Origin of the sequence: Amycolatopsis sp. cmx-4-54 (assembly GCF_046548895.1) — a bacterium.
Taxonomy (GTDB): Bacteria; Actinomycetota; Actinomycetes; order Mycobacteriales; family Pseudonocardiaceae; genus Amycolatopsis.
Window position 1 is genome coordinate 73,875 of the sequence record NZ_JAEBEJ010000014.1, and the last position, 18,650, is coordinate 92,524.

Sequence of the window (18,650 nt, forward strand, 5' to 3'; positions counted from 1 at the left end):
AACGCGGGCGGGTCGCGCAGGGGTCGTGAGTGATAAAGAGCGTTAGAGCGACCATTACCACTCACGACCCCCGCGCCACCAAAACCCTGCCTGGACGAGCGACGGCATCGCACGGGGCTGTCCTAGCCGGTCTTCGGCACCGCGATCAGCGCTTCGACCTCGACGACCAGTTCCGGTTTCGCCAGTGCCGCCACCACGATGAGGGACTGGGCAGGCCAGTCCGCCTCGGGGTACCAGCGGGTGAAGGTTTCGCGCATCGCGGTGCGGAACCCGGCGAGGTGCTCGGTGCCGGAAAGCATGCTAAACACCTTGACCAGGTGTTCCGGTCCGGCGCCCGCGGCTTCGAGCAGCCGTTGGAGGTTGGCGAGCAACGCCCGGGTCTGGGACTCGGCGTCTGGCCCGGCGAGTTCGCCGTCGGGCCCGACGCCGATCTGGCCGGACACGACGACGAGTTCGTGATCGGCGGGAACGCGGACCAGATGGCTGTAGGGGCCGATAGGCGCCGCCACGGTCTCCGGATTCCAGCGCTGGATCATCGGGCCCCTCTCTCGTCCACCAAGGAAATCGCCTCCAAAGTACCGATGATTCCAGGGCGCGGCGGCGGTCTCACCTTCGGACAACGACGACTGGAGGGATTCCGGATGACGAATTCAGGAACGAAGACCGAGGTCTGGCCGCTGATCCACGCCGAGCGGGCGGCGCTGGCGGACGACCTGGCGGAGCTCACCGAAGAGCAATGGGGAACACCGTCGCTGTGCGCGGGGCTGACGGTGCGCGAGGTGCTCGCGCATCTCACCTCGGCCGCGACCCTCACCCCGCTGCGGTGGCTGGCCGGCGTGATCCGCTGCCGGTGGGACTTCGACAAGCAGGTCGCCATGCGGCTGGCCGAGCAGTTGGGGGACGACGGCGCCGAGACGCTGGAGCGGTTCCGCGGTGTCGTCACCAGCACGACGAAACCGCCTTTGCCGAAGCCGGCGATGCTCGGCGAGACGATCGTGCACGGCGAGGACATCCGTCGTCCGCTCGGCATCCGCCGCGATCACCCGATCGACGTCCTCACCGCGCTGGCCGAGTACTACCAGGGGTCGGACCTGGTGGTGACGGCGAAGGGGCGCATCGGCGGGATGCGGCTGCAAGCCATCGACGGCCCCTTCGCCACCGGGGCCGGTCCACTCGTCTCGGGCACGACCTTGGCGCTGATCATGGCCATGACCGGACGGGCGGCCTACCTCGGCGAACTCGGCGGCGACGGGGTCCCGATCCTCCGGCGGCGGGCCGGATCCCAGTAGGGTGTCGGCGAGGACCCCAGGAGTGTGTCGATGATGGTGCAGAGTCGGAGGACGGCCGGGCAGGCGCTGCTCGCCGCCGTGCTGACCGCGCTCGGCCTGGTCCTCGCGCTCCACCCGGGCGGTTCCGCTTCGGCGGACGAGCCGCGCGGGGCGGACGCGACGGTCGACTCCTCGGTCTCCAAGGCCGTCGCGCCGGTGCGCGCCGCGGGCAGGCTCGCCGCCGAACCCGCGCTCCTGGGTGTGCACGGTCACGGTGACCTGCCTCTCTTCGGCACCGTCCCGCACGGGCCGGCGTCGACGACGCTGCTCCGCCTCAGCGAACTCCACGAAGACGTCACCCCTCCCTCGCGCATGGCGAACCGCCTCGCGCTGGGGGATCGCGCTCCTCCCTTCCCGGCAGCCGTCTGACGCTGACGGGCGCGCGGTCCGCGTGCCCGAACCGGGAACCCATCGAGGAGAGAACTTCGTGCCGCGCGAAACCGCGCGGCGAGGCATGACCGGGCGAGCCGTCGTCTCGCTGGTCGTCCTCGCCGCGACCGTGTACCTGTTGCTGACCACCGCCCCGAGACTGGGGCTCGATCTGCGTGGTGGCACGCAGATCGTGCTGGAGACCAAGGATTCGCCCACCGTCACCGCCGACGCCCAGACCACCGACCGGACGCTCGAAGTGCTGCGCCGGCGGGTCGACGCACTGGGCGTCGCCGAGCCGATGCTCGCCCGCTCCGGTGACAAACGGATCATCGTCGAACTGCCCGGCGTGCGGGATCCGCGCGAGGCCGTCGAGGTGATCGGCCGCACCGCGCAGCTGTCCTTCCATCCCGTGCTCGCCGCCGCCTCTGGAGACTCCCGCGTCCTCAACGACGAGAGCGGGCAGCCGATCACCCTGGGCCCCGCCGCGCTGACCGGTGAAGGCGTCGACGAGGCACTCTCGTCGATCGATTCGCAGGGCGGCGGCGGATGGCTCGTTTCGGTCGACTTCAAAGGTGACGCCGGTCGTGCCTGGGAGCGGCTGACCGGGCAGGCCGCGTGCGCACCGCCGGGGGATCCCGCCCGCCGGGTGGCGATCGCGCTCGACGACAAGGTGATCTCGTCACCGCAGGTGAGCCCACAGGTCGCCTGCGGGGTCGGGATCGTCGGCGGGAGCACGCAGATCACCGGGCAGTTCTCGCCGGCCGAAGCCAAGGATCTGGCGCTGCTGATCAACGCGGGCGCGCTGCCGACGCCGGTCGAGATCATCGAGCAGCGCACCGTCGGGCCCACCCTCGGCGCGGCCGCCATCGACGCCAGCGCCCGTGCCGCCGTGATCGGCCTGGCGCTGACCGCGCTGTTCCTGCTCGCGGTGTATCGCCTGGCCGGACTGATCGCCGTCGGCGCGCTCGTGGCGTACGCCGCCGTTTCCTATGCCGCGCTGCTCGCCGTCGGCGCGACACTGACCTTGCCGGGCCTCGCCGGGTTCGTCCTGGCGATCGGCATGGCCGTCGACGCGACCGTGCTCGTCTTCGAACGGGCGAGAGAAGAACACTCCGTCAAACAGGGAGGTTCGCTGCCGCGGTCGGTCAGCCGCGGGTTCAGCGGGGCGCTGTCGGCGATCGTCGATTCCAACGTGACCACCCTGCTCGCCGCGGGGCTGCTGTTCTGGCTGGCGTCCGGCCCGGTGCGTGGATTCGGGGTGACCCTGTCCATCGGCGTCGTCGTGGCGTTGTTCATCTCGCTCGTGCTCACGCGTCTGCTGCTGCACCTCACGATGCGGGGCGTGGTCGCGCGCAGACCGCGGCTGTCAGGGCTCACCCACGAGGGCCGGGTCCGGCGATGGGTGAACCGCCGCGACCCCGGGTTCCTCGGGAAACCGAAACGCTGGCTGATGGTGGCCGGCGCGGTCGTCATCGCCGCGATCGCGGGACTGTTCGTGGCGGGCCCGAACCTCGGCGTCGAGTTCACCGGTGGCAGGGTCGTCGAATACAGCACCTCGGCGCCCGCCGACGTCGAGCGGGTCCGGGACGCGGTCTCCGACGCCGGATTCCCCCGCGCCGTCGTGCAGACGTCCGGGGAGAAGGACATCTCCGTCCGCACCGAGCCGATCGACGAGGACGCCACCGAACGGATCCGGGCCGCCGTCGCCGGGGTCGCGGGCGACGCCACCGAGATCCGCGACGAGCAGATCGGCCCGAGCCTCGGCGCCGAACTGCGCACCAAGGCGGTGCTCGCGCTCGGCCTCGCGGTGCTGGCGCAGCTGATCTATCTGGCGGTGCGGTTCGACTGGCGGCTCGGTGTGGCCACGGTGGCCGCGCTCGCGCAGGACGTCCTGATCATCCTCGGGATCTTCGCCTGGCTGGGCAAATCCATGGACGGTGTCTTCCTCGCCGCGCTGCTGACGGTGATCGGCTACTCGGTCAACGACTCGGTGGTGGTCTTCGACCGGGTGCGGGAGGTACGAGGGCTACGCCGCAAGGAGCCGTTCTCGCGGGTCGTCGGCACGGCGGTGTTGCAGACGTTGCCGCGGACGATCAACACCGGGATCGGGGTGCTGTTCGTCCTCGGGGCGCTGCTGTTCCTCGGAGACGGATCGCTGGCCGACTTCGCCCTCGCGCTCCTGCTCGGTCTCGTCGCGGGCACAGTGTCCACAGTGGCCACTGCCGGTCCCGTCGCGATCCTGCTCGACAAGCGGTGGCCCGGGGCCGGACGTCCCGTCCGGAAGGCGTCGCGGACACGACAGCGGGACGACAACGGCGCGGTGGTGTGATCGACGTTCCTTTGTGGACCGCCGCACTCGGTCCGGCCTCTAAGCTCGTTCCCGGTGGCAGGGGAGTCCACCGGGAACGAGGGGCGGGGAGATGATCCAGAGCGTGCTCGTCGGCGCGGTCGTCGTGCTGGCTTGGACGATGACGGCGGCCAGGCTGGAGCGGTGGCAGATCACCGCGCCGATGGCGATGGTCGCGGCGGGGCTGGCGATCGGGTTCACCACCCGCAACGATCTCGGCAACGGGCTCAACACCGAGATCGCGCTCAACGCGGCGGAACTGATCCTCGCGCTGCTGCTGTTCGTGGACGCCACCGCGGTCAAGGGCGGCTATCTCGGGCACGACGCCAAGACCGCGGTGCGGCTGCTGCTGATCGCGCTGCCGCTGACGATCCTGATCGTCATGGGTGTCGGCCTGCTGGCGCTGCCGGGTCTCGGCTGGGCGGCGGTCCTGCTGATCGCCTGCATCATCGCCCCGACGGACTTCGCCCCGGCAACGTCCGTGGTGCACGACGTCCGGGTGCCCGAACGCGTACGGCATCTGCTGAACGTCGAAAGCGGCTACAACGACGGCGTCGTCGCCCCGGTCTTCATCTTCGCGCTCACGCTCGCGGGGAGTCACCACCAGGCGAACACGCCGGGCGAAGCGTTGCAGACCGCGATCCCGGCGGCGTTGCTGGCCGTGCTGGCGGGCTCCGTCATCGGCGCGGTGGCCGCGGTGGTGATGAACGTGACGGCCAGGCACGGCTGGTCGACCTGGCATTCCGCGCGGGTCGCGGCCGTCGCCCTGCCGCTGCTGACCTACACCGCGGCCGTCGCGATCGGCGGCAACGGCTTCGTCGCCGCGTTCATCTGCGGGATCGCCTACAAGACCGCGCGGCACCCCGGCGAAGACGAGCTCGGGCTCGCCGACGACGTCAGTTCGCTGTGCGGGCTGCTGATGTGGTTCGTCTTCGGCAGTACCGCGGTGCTGGTGCTGACCTTCGGCCTCACGTGGGGCATCGTGCTCGTCAGCGTCGCCGCGCTGACCGTCGCGCGGCTGATCCCGGTGCTGCTCACCTTGCTGCGGACGGACTTCCGGTGGCGGGACCGGATGACCATCGGCCTGCTGGCCCCGCGCGGCGCGGCGTCGATCGTGTTCGGCCTGCTGGCCTTCAACTCGCTCGACGGGGACGCGGCGGACGTCGCGTTGAGCGTGATGGCGGTGACCGTGCTGCTGAGCGTCGCCGCGCACGGCGTCGGGGCCTCGGCGTTCCTGAACCGCAAGTCGAAGAGGCACTGACCCCGCTGGTCAGCCGCTCATCGCCTTCCTGATCGCCGCTTCCAGTTCCTTCACGTGCTTGGAATTCATGCCCCCGTAGGTGAAGGTGTTCATGTCGACCTTGTCGGCGTACATGGGCACGTCTTCGACGATCGTCTTGGACGCCCCGTTCACTTCGAAGATGAGCATTCCCGGTTTGAACGCCGTCGGCGGGATGTTCTTGATACCGCTGATCTTCTCGACGGTGAACGTGTGCTTCTTGTTTTTGAGTCCTTTGACGGCGGCCTTGATCGTGACCGTCCGGCCGCTGAAGCTGATGGAACGGCGTCTGGCGTGGATGTGCACGAACCCTCCCCTGGGCGCGAAAAAGGCACTCTATGAGAGGGGAATCGAGAGACGTGGGCGCTGTTCCCGAACCGTTATCGGCTCAGTTGCCCGCGGTCTCCACGTCGTCCACGGTCAGGTCGTGCGGTGTCGCGCTGTTCCACAACGCCTCCGCCTCGTCGAGGAAGGTCCGGTACGCCGCGCCGTCCGAGGGCTGCAGCACGAACTTCGGCTCACCCGCGGCCTGATAGGTGTAGTACTCGGCGAACAGGGCCGAGCCGGTGGCGATGACTCCCGTGGCGACGGGATGCGCGACGAGCCGGACCGTGAGGTCGCCGCCGGTCGAGCGGTGCAGTTCGGCCAGCACCAGCAGCGTGTGGAGGACCCGTTCCCGCGCGCTTTCCGGAGATCGCACGGCGTAGTAGCGGGAGGCCGCGGTGCCGATCGCGGGCGAACGCGGGTCGATCAGCACGAACCGGATCTTGGCGCCGGCTCGCAACCGTTCTTCCAGTCTGCCGTAACTGTTGTTCACCAGGGTGTTGCGGGCCATCCCGGTGACCAGGAGTTCGCTCGTGTCGTCGATCGCCTCGGCGAGCGCGGGGCCGAAGTCCTCGCTGAACACCGGACGGCGCGCCCGCGCGACCTGGTCCGCGGGGGAGAGCGGCCAGGGCGTCGTCGGTTCCGTGGTGACAGTATCGGCCGGAGCCGTGGCGTGTCCGGGATTCCTGACATCGATGGCATCGCCGAACCAAGCGATACGAAGCCATTTGGCTCAATCGTTTGTCTGGTCCAGTCCAGTTATGTCTACTAACGTAGAGGGATGGAGCTGGAACTGCGCCACCTGCGCATCATGTGCGCGATCGCCGAACTCGGGAGTATCACCAAGGCGGCGAACACGCTCGGAATGGCGCAGCCTGCACTGACAGCACAACTGAAGCGCATCGAACGGACCCTCGGCGGGAAGCTCTTCCTGCGCGACCACACGGGCACCCGGCCGACCGCGCTCGGTCTCCTCGTCCTCGACAGGGCGAAGATGGTGCTCCCCGCCGTGTCGTCGCTGCACGACGAGGCGGCCCGGCTCGCCCAGCACGCCGGTACCGGTGAGCCGGTGACCCTGCGGCTCGGCTCGGCGACGGGGCCGATGCTGGGCGCGCTCCTGCAGCGCCTCGGCACGACCCACCCCGACATCCATGTCGCCACGCATACGTCGTGGTCGGCCAACAAACTCGCGGACATGACCGCCGAGGGCGCGCTGGACTTCGCCTTCGTCGGCGTCTGCGGTGACGCCGCGCCACCGCCCGAGCCCGGCCTCCGCTGGCGGACGCTCGCGCATCATCCGGTGTTCGTGCTGATGTCGGCGCGGGACGAGCGCGCGCAGCGGCCCGAGGTCGAACTCGGCGCGCTCGCGAACGAACGGTGGTGCGCGACGCCGGGTGACGGATGTTTCGGCGACTGTTTCGCCTCAGCCTGCGCGAGATCGGGGTTCACGCCGCGTTCGTTGTACGAAACCGATGTGCTGACCTGCATCGAGATGGTCGAATCGGGCCACGCGGTGGTGCTGTGCCAGCCGCTGTTCCATGAGATCCCGGGCATCGTCGCGGTCCCGATCGCGGGCAATCCGCTGAGCTGGCGGAATCTCGTCGGCTGGTCGGAGCGGGGGGAGATGGGCCCCTTCGCCGCGGAGATGATCGCGCTGTCCCGCGCGGTGTACGGCGAGCTGATCGACCGGCGGCCGACCTACTCGAAGTACCTGGAGTTGAACCCGGGGTACGGCGTGGACTACACGGACGCGGGGATGCGCTGACCTGCGCGGAAGTGGCCGAAAGGTCCAGTCCACTGGGGTGGATATGACCTAAATGGTATGTACCATTCAGGGCAGGTGCCTCGTACGGTCTGGAACGAGATCTTCTTCCGGAACGCGGTGAGGAAACGCCTGAAATGAACCGAAAGATCGTAGCGGCCGCCGCGGCGGCCCTGACCGGCGCAGGCCTGGTCACGGCCATCGCGCTGACGCCGAGCGCCAGCGCCGGTCAGCACGTGCCGGCCGCCGACCAGGTCCGGTCGGAGATCGTCGCCGCCTTGGCGCGTGACCTGAAGATCAGCCCGGATCAGGCGAGGACCCGCCTCGACGGCGAGCAGAAGGCGACCCGCGCCGACAGCGACCTCAAGTCCCGGCTCGGCTCGTCCTACGCCGGATCCTGGCTGGACGCGGCCGGGAGCACGCTGACCGTCGCGGTCACCGACGCCGCTCTGGAGAGCGTCGTCCGTGCGGCGGGCGCGAACCCGAAGACGGTCGCGCGGAGCGCCGCGCAGCTCGACGCGGCGAAGCTGTCTTTGGACGCCAAGGGAACCAGCGCTCCGAAGACCGTGCCAGGCTGGTACGTCGACGCCATCACGAACTCGATCGTGGTCCTGGCCAACTCCGGTGCCGAGGCGGCCGCGAAATCGTGGGCGACCGCGGCCGGCGTGGGTGCCGACGCGGTGCGGGTCGAGACCAGCACCGAAAGCCCGGTTCCGCTGATCGACGTCATCGGCGGCAACGCCTACACCTTCGGCTCGGGCCGGTGCTCGATCGGGTTCTCGGTCGAGGGTGGTTTCGTGACGGCGGGACACTGCGGCACCACGGGAACGCGGACTTCGAACCCGAGCGGGAGCGTCGCGGGTTCCAGCTTCCCCGGCAACGACTACGGGTGGGTCCGCGTGGACGCGGGCAACACCCCGCGTCCGCTGGTGAACCGCTACCCGGGCACCGTGCCGGTGGCGGGTTCGCAGGAGGCCGCGATCGGCGCGTCGGTCTGCCGTTCCGGTTCCACGACGGGCTGGCACTGCGGCACCATCCAGCAGAAGAACGCGTCGGTGAATTACCCGCAGGGCACCGTTTCCGGTCTCACCCGGACCAACGCCTGCGCCGAGCCGGGTGACTCCGGCGGTTCGTGGCTCGCGGGCGACCAGGCGCAGGGCGTCACCTCCGGCGGCTCCGGGAACTGCAGCTCGGGCGGCACGTTCTACTTCCAGCCGATCTCGGAGATCCTGAGCGTCTACAACCTGCGCCTGGTGACCTCGGGTTCGAACCCGCCCTCCAGCACGACGCCGACCACCACGACGTCGAACAACCCGCCCGGCGGAACCTGGGCGGCGGGCACCACCTACGCCGTCGGCGCGACGGTCACCTATGGCGGTGCCACCTACCGGGCCCTGCAGGGCCACACCGCTCAGGCAGGTTGGGAGCCGCCGAACGTCCCAGCGCTCTGGGCGCGCGCCTGACCGCCTAGCCGTCCGGGCCACACGCAGGGGTGCGCCCGGACCGACCGCCCCCGACGTCGTCCGTGCGTCGGGGGCGGTTCCCCTCCACGGCGTAGCTCGCGTGATCAGATGCCGCACACCCGAGTTACGCGTCCGATCACGTGAGTTACGGGGTCAGTGCAGGATTTTCAGCCCCACCACGCAGGCCACGATCCCCACGATCAGCAGGATCCGGGCCACCGAAACGGTTTCCGCGCCCGACCACATGCCGTACGCGACGGTGAGCGAAGCCCCGATCCCGACCCAGATCGCGTAGGCGGTGCCGACGGGGAGATCCTTCATCGCGTACGCGAGACCCACCATGCTGGCGACCAGAGTCACGCCGAAGATCACCGACGGCACCGGCCGGGACAACCCTTCGGACCTGCCGAGGGCGGTGGCCCACACGGCTTCCAGCACACCCGAAACGATCAGGACAAGCCACGACATGACGCGCTCCCAGAGCGCCGTCTTGTCGCTGGCCGGGTACGGCACCCACTCGTCCGGGGACCTCGATCACGAGGTTCCACGACCAGGATCGCACACCGCCCGCGTGACCGCCCGCCGGTTGGACGAGGGTCACCATTGTGGACGGTCAGGTCAGCACCTTGGGTGCCGACCAGGCGAGCAAACCCAGCTCCAGTACCGAAAAGCCGATCAGCGCCCACGCGCTCGGCAGCCAGATCAGCGCGATGCCGACGAGGAGGACGGGCAGGACCAGCCCGGCATAGGCGGCCAGGAACAGGGCCGCGAGGACCTCGCCACGCACCGGTGGCTCGGCGAGGGCGGCGACGGTGGCCACCGAGGCGCGGAAGCCAAGGCCGACACCGGCGCCCGCCACGATCCCGCCCGCGAGGAAGAGCCACAGCTGGGACGACGTCACCGCGACCGGCAACGCCACCAGGCCGGCCACCATCAGCCCGAGGCCGAGCCGCAGCTGGGTTTTCCTTGCCAGTCCGGCGAAGACCACCTGCGCTCCGGCGGCCGCGACGAACACGGAGAACGACGCGACACCGGCGAGCATCCGTGAACTTTCGTGCATACCCTGCGCCAGCAATGTCGGTGTCAGCGCCATGAACAGCCCAGTGATCGCGAAGGCCGCGAAGGCGCCGATCGCCGCGCCGAAGAAGGCGGATCGCGCGCTGGACGGCAACGAGACGCGCTGCGGCCGGTACGCGGGCCGCTCTTCGGCTCGCTCCACCGTCTCCGGCACAAGCGCGACGGCGATGGCCGCGGCGAGCAGCAGAACCAGGAAGAACACGAACGGCGTGGTGAGCGGCTCGGCCGAATAGCTCGCGAACACACCGCCGAACAACGGCCCGAGCGACAGCCCGCCCATGTTGACCACGGTCGCGATCAGCCCCGCGCGGCCGTGGTCCTCGCGCGGGCGGGCGACGGCGCGCAGTTCGGACAGGTGCGCGGTGGCGGTCGCGGTCAGCGCGCCGATCCCCGCGCCACCGATGAGCCTGGCCAGGATCAGTCCGGGAACGTCCGGCCACACCAGGAAAAGCGTCGCGGACAGCGCCTGGATCAAGGTCGCGGCGAGGATCACCCGCCGCCGTCCCAGCCAGTCGCTGACATGGCCGGCGAGGTAGAGGCTGCCCATCACCCCGACCGCGTAGGCGGCGAAGACGATGGTCACGACGTAGGTCGGGAAGCCGTCACGTTGCTGGTAGAGCACGTAGAGCGGAGTCGGAACGGTGGAGAAGGCGAGTGACGCGGCATAGGCGGCCGCGATGACCCAGAAACCGCGGCCGTGACTGATCCGCCGGAGCGCGGGACGGGGGAGGGCGACACTGTTCAACATGTCTCCACTGTGAATCGTCCGATCATCCAAGTCCAACGAACAATACTGGTCACAGTTATCGGCTAATGTGATAATCGGCGACGTGGAGACCCGTCAGCTCGAGTGTTTCGTCGCCGTCGCCGAGGAACTGAGTTTCACGCGCGCCGCCCGGCGCCTGTACGCGGTGCAGTCCACCGTCTCGGCGACGATCCAGGCGCTCGAAAGCGAGCTGGGCGTCAAGCTGTTCGACCGTTCGACGCGGCGGGTCGCGCTCTCTCCTGCGGGCAAGGTGTTCCTTCCTGAGGCCAAGGCCGCGCTGGAGGCGGTCGAAAGGGCGCGCGAGGTGGTCGCCGACGCTTCCGCCGGCCTGCGTGGCAGTCTCCGTATCGGCACTCTGACCAGCGTCGGGGACCTCGACCTGCCCGATCTGCTCGGCGCGTTCCATCGGCGGTACCCGCTGGTCGACCTGCACGTTTCGGTGTCGATCACCGGGTCCACCGGACTGGCCGAGGACCTGCGCCATGGCAGGCTCGACATCGCGCTGCTCGGCCTGCCCGAATCCGATCTCGCCGGGCTCGACACCAAGCTGCTCGGGTCGGCGCCGTTCGTCGTCGTGCTGCCCGACGGCCACCGGCTGGGCGACCGGCGATCGCTGACCTTGGCGGACCTCGCGGACGAGTCGTTCGTGGACAATCCGCGCGGATTCGGCAACCGCGTCGCACTGGATCGCGCGTTCGAGGCGCTCGGGACGCCGAGGCGGGTCATCGTCGAGGTCGCCGACCTGCGCGCCGTGCCCGCCTATGTGGCGGCGGGACTCGGCGTCGCCGTCGTTCCCGATCTCCGCCTGCTGGCGGGGGTCCGGACGATCCCGCTCGACGCACCCGGCCTGGCCTGGCCGCTGACCCTCGCCACCAGGGGAGAGCGGCCGCCCGGCCGGGCGGCCCGGCTGTTGTTCGACCTGATCGACGAAGGGGAGTTCTCCCTCGTGCTTCCCACCCGGACCTGAGGTCAGCTCGCGAGCAGCGTGCGGGTCGTCCTGGCCACCAGGTCCACGGTGCGCGGCGGCGGCGCCTCCCCGCGGTCGAGGTACCGCCGGACCGCCGCGTAGGGAAGGTCGACGAGGGCCAGCATCAGCTCGTCGGTGCTCCGGCCGGTCAGCGGACGCAGTCGCCGCAGGACCTTGGTGATCGCGGCGTCGAGGCGGCGGTTGGCGGCGTCGACGCGGGCGCGGTCTTCGGCGCTCCAGTCGTCGACGCCGAGTGCGCTGTCGCCGCCGTAGAGCAGCTTCCCCTCGGCGGGATGGGCGCGACACCAGCGGACGACCTGTGCGGCCGCCTCGACGGCGGCTTCGGTGACCGGTTCCTGTTCGAGTGCTTCGAGGTAACCCTGCTGGAAGCGGGTCATCGTGCGGAGCCAGACGGCCGCTAGCAGCGCCGGACGTCCCGGGAAGCGGTGGTAGATCGACCCGCTCGGCGCGCCGACCTCGCGGGCGACGGCCGACATGGTCACCCCGGCGACCCCTTCGGCGGCGAAGATCCGCACGGCGGCGTCGAGGAAGTCGTCGGCGGTGTGCCGCGGTGGCCGTCCCATTTTCAGAGACTATCCTCTACTATGATTTTAGTGGAAGGTCTCTAGAACTGGGAGGCGCGATGCGCGTGTGGAACAGGCATCACCGGATCGTCGGCGTGACACAGGAGCGGGCCGGTGCGCTGATCGACACTCTGTCCACGGACGGGGACAGGCTCTGGCCCGTCGAGACGTGGCCGCCGCTGCGGTTCGACCGGCCACTCGGGGTGGGGGCGGACGGCGGGCACGGACCGGTGCGGTACCACGTGGAGTCCTACGAACCTGGGAGGTCCGTGCGGTTCAGGTTCAGCGCGCCCCGCGGCTTCGACGGGTTCCACGAGTTCACCCTGCGTGCGACGGAAACCGGGGAGACCGAACTCGCGCACCTCATGGTGCTGCGGCTCCGGCATCCGGCCTGGTTCACCTATCCGGTGTTGTGGCGGCCGATGCACGACGCGCTGCTGGAAGACTGCCTCGACCGTGCCGAGCGTGAACTCACCGGCACGGTCGAAAAGCCCGCGCGATGGAGCTTTTACGTCCGGCTCTTGCGGAGCCTGATCTCCGGCAAGAGGCCCTTTCGCTTGAGTGCGAACAAAGTGGCGCCGATCAGCACGACGGCGATCAAGTAACCGAGTGCCAAGGACACGGCGCCGCCGTTCGCGGGCGGGAGCAGCACGCCGAACACCGCGCTGACGACGGCGAGGATCCAGCGCGCGCGGTCGGTCGTCAGGCTCACGGCCAGCAGGGCGACCGTCCACAAGAGATACCAGGGCTGGACGACCGGCCCGAGGACCAGCATCGCGGCGAAGGTCAGCCCCGCGGCGTAGAGCGGGTGCAGCTTCTCGCGGTAGGTGAGCCACAGCAGCCTGGCGCCCACGGCGATGCCGAGGATCGCGCCGATCAAGGAGAACACCTCGATCGCGCCGTCGGTCAGGTCGGCGCCGAAGATCTTGCCCAGCCCGCCGACGAGGAAACCGAGTTCGTTGGTGGGCGCCATCCAGCTGTGGACCTGGCCGGAAACCCCGGAAAGCACCCGCACCCAGCCGAAACCGAGCCCGCTGCCGAGCGAGATCGCCACCGTGACGGCGGCGAATCCGGCGGGCAGCCCGAGCGCCACCGCCACCCGGCCGGCGGGAGTCGCCCGGCGGAACAGATCGACGCCGACGAAGAGCAGGCCGGCGACGGCCACGATCTTGATGTTGGCGGCGGCGCTCACCGCGATCACACCGGCCGCGATCAGCGCGGGCCGGGCCGCGCCGGTCTTCGCCGCGCCCATGAGGACGAGTTCCAGCCCGGCGACCATCAGCCCGACCATGAGCCCGTCGTTGTGCACGCCCGCCACGACGTGCCACAGCACGAGCGGGTTGAGCAGGGCCAGCCACAGCGCGATCGACGGCGAGACCCCGACGCGGCGGGCGAGCCGGGGGACCGCCCATGCCATGAGCACGATCCCGATCAGCCCGAGCAGCCGGTGCAGCAGCACCGTCGGCACGAAGGCGTCTCCCGCGAGGTGGGCGATCGTGCGGGCCAGCGCGACGAACGCGGGTCCGTACGGCGCGGGCGTGTCCCGCCAGTAGTGGCTGACCGCCATCGTCACCGGCGAGTCGGCGCCGAGCGCCTCGGCCGGCCCCACGAGATAGGTGTCGAACCCCTTGGCCGCGATCAGGCCCTGTGCCAGATAGCTGTTGATGTCGCCGCTGAACAGCGGGCGCGCGACCAGCAGCGGCGCGCACCACGACACCGCGATCCAGTACAGCCGCCGCTCCGGCGGCCCGGCGGCGAGCCGTCCGATGCCCAGCCAGGACAGCACGAGGGTGGCCATCCCGGCGACGCCCAGCGCCACCACCAGCACCGAAGGCAGGCCGATCCCGGACGTGACCAGCACCAGCACGGCGATTCCGAGGAAACCCGCCCAGTGCAACGCCGAGATGTTCAGCCCGACCTTCTCCGGCGCGGGCAAGACGTTTTGCATGCGGCCAAACTACTCCAACTGCGAAATCCGGTTCCGCCGAACGTACGGGAAACCGGTCGCGACGCTTCGGGGCCGCGTCCGCCGGGTACCCCACGCGCTGGAGAGGCGGTGGTGGGCGTGAAGCGCTGGGTGCGTGTCGGGGTGTTCGGCCTGGTCGGGCTCCTGATCGTAGCGGTGGGTCTGCAGGTGACCGGGCTGCTGCCGAAGCTCGACCCGTTCGGCACGTCCACTGTGGACCGTTCGCAACCCGCGGTGCTCCAGGCGGTCCGCGATCTGAGCCAGTATCACGCGGCGGTCGGTGACTACCAGGTCGTCGTCGACATCGAGAAGGACGTCCAGTGGGTGCCCGCGAGCATCGCCGGGGAACGCACCCTGTTCGTCGCGGCGGGCTCTGTCGACGCGTACGTCGACTTCGGGCCGCTGGTGGAGAATTCGCTGACCGTGTCCGAGGACCGGCGATCGGTCGAGGTCCGGTTGCCCGAGCCGAAGCTCGCGAAACCCAATTTGGACAACGCGCGCAGCTACGTCTTCGGACAGGAGCGCGGCCTGATCGATCGGCTCGGCGCCCTGGTTTCCGTTCAGGACCAGCGGCCGTTCTACCTCGCCGCGGAGAAACGCATCGGTGAGGCCGCGCAACACTCCGGCCTGCTCGAGCGCGCCAAGGCCAACACCAAGGCGATGCTCACGCAGCTGCTGCGAGGGCTGGGCTTCCAGGTCACCTTCCCGGGGGAACCGGCCACCTGACCTCGGCCGGATTCCGCGTCCGTGCGGTGCTCACCCCGCCGGTCTTGACCAGGTGGGCTCGTACTGGTGGGCTGGCGAAGTCGACTGGGAGGCGCGATGGTGACGAAGCCGAGGGACAGCCTGACCTACAGCGAACCGATCGCGACCGGGGAGGTCACGATCGACACCGCCCCCGAGCGGGTGTACCGGCTCGTCAGTGATCCGGTCGCGATGTCCGAGTGCACCGAAGAACTCCGCAAAGCACGATGGATCCGCGGCGCGACCGAGGCGCGCGTCGGGAACTGGTTCGCCGGGAGCAACCGCAACGGATGGCGGCGCTGGGTGACCCACGCCGAGATCACCGAGGCCGAACCCGCGCGCCGGTTCGCCTACCGGGTGCGTACGCCGTTCTTCGTGCCGATTTCCCGGTGGGAGTACGAAATCGCCCCCGAGGGCGAGGGCACCCGGCTCGTCGTCAAGAACTGGCTGCGGGTGCCGCCGTGGTTCATCCCGATCGCCATTTTCATCACCGGCGAGCCGGATCGAGCCGGGACCAACCGGGCCAACATCGCCGCCACGCTGGAGCGGGTGAAGGCCCGGCTCGAGGGCCGGGAATGGCGCCGCCAGCGGTCGTGAACGCCGGCCGTGGTCGTGTCGTCCGTCCAATCACGCGTGTCGTCCGCCGGATCACGCGTGTCGTCCGATCGGTCACGCTCGGCCGGAGGTTGCGAAAGCCACTTTCGCAACGCTGAGGGTTGCGAAAGTGGCTTTCGCAACGTCGGCCGTGGCCGGGAGCCAGTCGGCACCGCTGGCGGGGCCCTCACCCGTTCTCGAAGTTCTGCATCCCCCGGTTCTCCAGTTTCCGCATCACCGGACCGGACAGCAGTCCGTGCACGAGCACCGAAACCGCGATCGTCATGGCCGTGACCCGCCACAGCGAGTCGGCCATCGGGAAATCGCCGTGCCCCAGCGCGTAGGAAAGGTAGTAGAGGCTGCCGATCCCGCGGATACCGAAGAACGCGATCGCCGCCGCCGCCGGACGGGTGGTGGCGCCGCCGAGCAGGGCCAGTCCGCCGAACAACGGGCGGACGATGCCCACCGCCGCCACCGCCACCAGGACTTCGACGAGCCTCAGCCCGTCCAGTAGCCCGTCACCCATCGCGACGCCGAGACCGAGCAAGGCCAGCGCGACGAAAAGCCGTTCCAGCTGATCCCCGAATTCGTGCAGCACCCCGTGGTACTCGTGCGAGCGCTCGCTGGCGCGGATCGTCGCGGCCGCGGTGAACACCGCGACGAAGCCGATGCCGCCCAGCCATTCGCAGAGCGCGAAGGGGAGGAACGCGATGGCCAGCACCACCAGGCCGTCGGAGTACTCGCCGAGGCGCAGCCTGTCGTGCCGCACCCGGAACATCAGCCAGGACATCAGCCGGCCACACGCGAGGCCGACCAGTACGGCGACCGCGAGCGGGACCAGGACCTCGGTCAGCAGCCACGGCACGGGGGAGGTGCTCGCCGTTCCGGCCAGTACGAGGGCCAGGAGCACGAACGGCATCGCCAGACCGTCGTTGAGCCCGGCTTCAGAGGTCAGCGTGAACCTGATCTCGTTGTCCGAGCCCCGGCCGTCGTCGGAATGCGGCGCGGGCACCTGGACGTCGCTCGCCAGCACCGGGTCGGTCGGCGACAGCACCGCTCCCAGCAGCAGCGCGGCGGCGGGGGACAGGGCGAGCGCCCACCAGCCGAGCAACGCGACCGCGCAGACCGACAGCGGCAGCGTGATCGCCAGCAGCCGCCACGTCGAATTCCACGACCGCCAGCCGAAGAGCCGGTCGGATTTCAGCCCCGCCCCGACCAGCGACACCAGCACGCCGAGTTCGGTGATCACTTCGACGGCGCCCACATGCGACCGCGGGTCGAGGACACCTTGACCATAGGGGTGTCCGAAGGGGAGCAGTCCGAAAACGAGCCCACCGAGCAAGAGGACCAACGGCATCGAAAGCGCGCGTTCGTGCAACAGGTTCGGCAGCACGGCGGCACACAGCGCCAGAACGCCTGCCCCGGCGAGCAAGATCTCCATTCGCGTGGAGTACCCGGGCCGCTCCTCCGGCAACCGGTGGGGTTCAGCCGCCCACTTCAAGTCCTTTATGGACCGTCAGGGTGACGCCGGCGGCCAGCCGGTACGGCCGCGTGTTCACAATGGCTCCGAGCAGCCGCCGCAGCCGGGAGACCTCGGCGCGGACCGTGACCAGATGCTCGGCGTCGCCGTAGAGCGCCCGGCTGAGCGCCTCGGCCGAAAGCCCGGCCGGACCCGCCGTGTCGAGGTGCACGAGGATCTCCGCGTGCCGGGGGGTCACCGTGCGGACCCAGCCGACGTCGCCCGACGCCATCCGCAGCATCGGGGCGTGGCCGAGTTCGAGATCCAGCCGGACCCGGCGCGCGGTGTCGGCAGGGCGGACGAGCCAGCCTTCGGCCAGCCGTTCGGGCAGGCAGGCGCCGAGTCCCGGTACGGCGAGGATCTGTTCTTCCGCGGGCGCGGCGATCCGCGCGCCGGAGGCGACCCCGGCGGAGTGGGCCACCCAGCCGTCGTCGTCCACCAGCAGTACCGGGCCGCCCACGCCGGTCACCACCGGTTCGGTGACCGGGATTCCGGGCGGTCGGCGACGTCGGGCACCGTCCCCGGACCCTGGGTGGTTCCCGGCGTCGTATCCGTGTTCAGCCGATCCGGGCCGCCTTCGCGTAACGGCGGGCCAGGACGGCGAAGGCCTCCTGGAGTTCGGGCGGCCCGACGACCTCGATGTCGGCGTCGAACCGGCCGATACTCGCCGCGAGCCCGGCCCACGACCACGACCCCAGCGTCAGACGGCACCGATCCGGCCCGAGTTCTTCCACGACACCGTCGCGGACGTAGTGGGACACCGTGGCCGCGGGAAGGTCGAGGACGACTTCCCCGCGGCACGGCCATTCGCCGGACTCGGACGCACCACGGAAGCGGCTCGCGACGAAGGTGGCGACATCGATGGCCGGCACTTCGCGGGGCGTGAACCGCGGGCCGGTCGGGGTGCGCGGGGAGATCCGGTCGGCCCGGAAGGTGCGCCAGTCCGCGCGATCGACGTCCCACGCGACGAGATACCAGCGGCCGTGCCAGGTGACGAGGTGATGCGGTTCCGCCCGGCGCGGCGCGTCCGCGTAGTCGAACCGCAGGATCTCGCGGGCGTGCACCGCCGCGCCGAGCGCGAGCAGGACGTCGCCGTCGACGCGGGGTTCCGACCGGCTCGCAGGCGATTCGACCGCGGTGACCCGCAGAGTGTCGATCCGGCGCCGTAACCGGGACGGCATCACCTGCCGGACGGTGTGCAGTGCCCGCAACGCCGCTTCCTCGATCCCCGCGCCGCTCGTGGTGGCGATCTGGAGCGCGACGGCCAGCGCGACCGCCTGGTCGTCGTCGAACAGCAAGGGCGGCAGTTCGGACCCGGCGTCGAGCCGGTACCCGCCGTCGGGGCCCTTGATGGTCGCGATGGGGTAGCCGAGCTCGCGCAGCCTGTCGACGTCGCGCCGTACGGTGCGCGGGCTGATGTCCAGGCGCTCGGCCAGCAGCGCTCCCGGCCAGTCGCGGCGGGCCTGCAGCAACGAGAGCATCGACAGCAGGCGCGCGGAGGTCTTCGGCATGGTTCCCATGATGCCTCGAGAAGCGGCCACAACCTGTCCTCTACCCC

Annotated in this window: 20 protein-coding genes and 1 riboswitch; of the genes, 10 read left to right on the forward strand and 10 right to left on the reverse strand. The window is 70.0% G+C overall.

Annotated elements, in window-relative coordinates:
- Positions 1-122: 122 nt before the first annotated feature.
- Entirely contained in the window at positions 123-536 is a 414-nt protein-coding gene (locus ACLJQ7_RS35530) for a RidA family protein (RefSeq protein ID WP_410652546.1), read from the reverse strand.
- A 105-nt stretch (positions 537-641) separates the two neighbouring features.
- Between ACLJQ7_RS35530 and ACLJQ7_RS35535 the strand changes: the two genes are divergently transcribed.
- The 4 genes from ACLJQ7_RS35535 (at position 642) to ACLJQ7_RS35550 (ending at position 5,308) form a co-directional block, all read left to right on the forward strand.
- Entirely contained in the window at positions 642-1,289 is a 648-nt protein-coding gene (locus ACLJQ7_RS35535) for a maleylpyruvate isomerase family mycothiol-dependent enzyme (RefSeq protein WP_410652547.1), read from the forward strand.
- A gap of 30 nt (positions 1,290-1,319) precedes the next feature.
- A complete protein-coding gene (locus ACLJQ7_RS35540) occupies positions 1,320-1,697 on the forward strand; it encodes a hypothetical protein (RefSeq protein WP_410652548.1) in 378 nt (125 codons plus the stop codon).
- Between the two features lie 58 nt (positions 1,698-1,755).
- Positions 1,756-4,029: a protein translocase subunit SecD gene (gene secD / locus ACLJQ7_RS35545; RefSeq protein ID WP_410652549.1), complete on the forward strand. Its 2,274-nt coding sequence runs from the start codon at positions 1,756-1,758 to the stop codon at positions 4,027-4,029.
- A 91-nt stretch (positions 4,030-4,120) separates the two neighbouring features.
- Complete coding sequence (locus ACLJQ7_RS35550; RefSeq protein ID WP_410652550.1) at positions 4,121-5,308, forward strand: cation:proton antiporter; 1,188 nt, start codon at positions 4,121-4,123, stop codon at positions 5,306-5,308.
- 9 nt (positions 5,309-5,317) lie between these two features.
- Here ACLJQ7_RS35550 and ACLJQ7_RS35555 read toward each other — a convergent pair whose 3' ends face one another.
- Both ACLJQ7_RS35555 and ACLJQ7_RS35560 read right to left on the reverse strand, forming a co-directional pair.
- Positions 5,318-5,632 carry a hypothetical protein gene (locus tag ACLJQ7_RS35555; protein WP_410652551.1) on the reverse strand — a complete coding sequence of 105 codons (315 nt, stop codon included), beginning with the start codon at positions 5,630-5,632 and terminating at the stop codon, positions 5,318-5,320.
- A gap of 82 nt (positions 5,633-5,714) precedes the next feature.
- Positions 5,715-6,233 carry a hypothetical protein gene (locus ACLJQ7_RS35560; protein ID WP_410652552.1) on the reverse strand — a complete coding sequence of 173 codons (519 nt, stop codon included), beginning with the start codon at positions 6,231-6,233 and terminating at the stop codon, positions 5,715-5,717.
- 198 nt (positions 6,234-6,431) lie between these two features.
- Between ACLJQ7_RS35560 and ACLJQ7_RS35565 the strand changes: the two genes are divergently transcribed.
- Both ACLJQ7_RS35565 and ACLJQ7_RS35570 read left to right on the forward strand, forming a co-directional pair.
- Positions 6,432-7,415 (forward strand): LysR family transcriptional regulator, encoded by a 984-nt coding sequence (locus tag ACLJQ7_RS35565; RefSeq protein WP_034316722.1) that lies wholly within the window; start codon positions 6,432-6,434, stop codon positions 7,413-7,415.
- A 134-nt stretch (positions 7,416-7,549) separates the two neighbouring features.
- A complete protein-coding gene (locus ACLJQ7_RS35570; RefSeq protein WP_410652553.1) occupies positions 7,550-8,875 on the forward strand; it encodes an alpha-lytic protease prodomain-containing protein in 1,326 nt (441 codons plus the stop codon).
- 153 nt (positions 8,876-9,028) lie between these two features.
- Here the strand turns inward: ACLJQ7_RS35570 and ACLJQ7_RS35575 are convergent, their stop codons facing one another.
- The gene (locus tag ACLJQ7_RS35575) at positions 9,029-9,343 is read right to left on the reverse strand and encodes a DMT family transporter (protein ID WP_410652554.1); all 315 of its coding nucleotides are present in this window, start codon (positions 9,341-9,343) and stop codon (positions 9,029-9,031) included.
- A gap of 11 nt (positions 9,344-9,354) precedes the next feature.
- A riboswitch (guanidine-III (ykkC-III) riboswitch) is annotated at positions 9,355-9,423 on the reverse strand.
- Positions 9,424-9,488: 65 nt separating this feature from the next.
- A complete protein-coding gene (locus tag ACLJQ7_RS35580) occupies positions 9,489-10,700 on the reverse strand; it encodes an MFS transporter (RefSeq protein ID WP_410652555.1) in 1,212 nt (403 codons plus the stop codon).
- Positions 10,701-10,782: 82 nt separating this feature from the next.
- Here ACLJQ7_RS35580 and ACLJQ7_RS35585 point away from each other — a divergent pair, with 82 nt between their 5' ends.
- Complete coding sequence (locus tag ACLJQ7_RS35585; protein WP_410652556.1) at positions 10,783-11,685, forward strand: LysR family transcriptional regulator; 903 nt, start codon at positions 10,783-10,785, stop codon at positions 11,683-11,685.
- A gap of 2 nt (positions 11,686-11,687) precedes the next feature.
- On the opposite strand, the gene ACLJQ7_RS35590 is transcribed toward ACLJQ7_RS35585, so the two are convergent.
- A complete protein-coding gene (locus ACLJQ7_RS35590; RefSeq protein WP_410652557.1) occupies positions 11,688-12,269 on the reverse strand; it encodes a TetR/AcrR family transcriptional regulator in 582 nt (193 codons plus the stop codon).
- A 59-nt stretch (positions 12,270-12,328) separates the two neighbouring features.
- Here ACLJQ7_RS35590 and ACLJQ7_RS35595 point away from each other — a divergent pair, with 59 nt between their 5' ends.
- Positions 12,329-12,874: an SRPBCC family protein gene (locus ACLJQ7_RS35595; RefSeq protein ID WP_410652558.1), complete on the forward strand. Its 546-nt coding sequence runs from the start codon at positions 12,329-12,331 to the stop codon at positions 12,872-12,874.
- Here ACLJQ7_RS35595 and mptB read toward each other — a convergent pair.
- Entirely contained in the window at positions 12,778-14,217 is a 1,440-nt protein-coding gene (gene mptB, locus ACLJQ7_RS35600; protein WP_410652559.1) for a polyprenol phosphomannose-dependent alpha 1,6 mannosyltransferase MptB, read from the reverse strand. The genes ACLJQ7_RS35595 and mptB overlap by 97 nt on opposite strands.
- A 111-nt stretch (positions 14,218-14,328) precedes the next feature.
- On the opposite strand from mptB, the gene ACLJQ7_RS35605 reads away from it, so the two are divergent.
- On the forward strand, positions 14,329-14,961 hold the full coding sequence (locus ACLJQ7_RS35605) for a DUF4230 domain-containing protein (RefSeq protein WP_410652687.1): 633 nt from the start codon (positions 14,329-14,331) through the stop codon (positions 14,959-14,961).
- Between the two features lie 96 nt (positions 14,962-15,057).
- On the forward strand, positions 15,058-15,576 hold the full coding sequence (locus ACLJQ7_RS35610) for an SRPBCC family protein (RefSeq protein ID WP_410652560.1): 519 nt from the start codon (positions 15,058-15,060) through the stop codon (positions 15,574-15,576).
- A 184-nt stretch (positions 15,577-15,760) separates the two neighbouring features.
- Here ACLJQ7_RS35610 and ACLJQ7_RS35615 read toward each other — a convergent pair whose 3' ends face one another.
- The 3 genes from ACLJQ7_RS35615 to ACLJQ7_RS35625 all read right to left on the reverse strand — a co-directional run bounded on the left by ACLJQ7_RS35615 (position 15,761) and on the right by ACLJQ7_RS35625 (position 18,603).
- The gene (locus tag ACLJQ7_RS35615) at positions 15,761-17,014 is read right to left on the reverse strand and encodes a cation:proton antiporter (protein ID WP_410652561.1); all 1,254 of its coding nucleotides are present in this window, start codon (positions 17,012-17,014) and stop codon (positions 15,761-15,763) included.
- A gap of 43 nt (positions 17,015-17,057) precedes the next feature.
- Positions 17,058-17,552, reverse strand: coding sequence for a hypothetical protein (locus tag ACLJQ7_RS35620; protein WP_410652562.1), 495 nt, complete (start codon positions 17,550-17,552; stop codon positions 17,058-17,060).
- Positions 17,553-17,649: 97 nt separating this feature from the next.
- Positions 17,650-18,603 carry a helix-turn-helix transcriptional regulator gene (locus ACLJQ7_RS35625; RefSeq protein WP_410652563.1) on the reverse strand — a complete coding sequence of 318 codons (954 nt, stop codon included), beginning with the start codon at positions 18,601-18,603 and terminating at the stop codon, positions 17,650-17,652.
- Positions 18,604-18,650 lie beyond the last annotated feature (47 nt).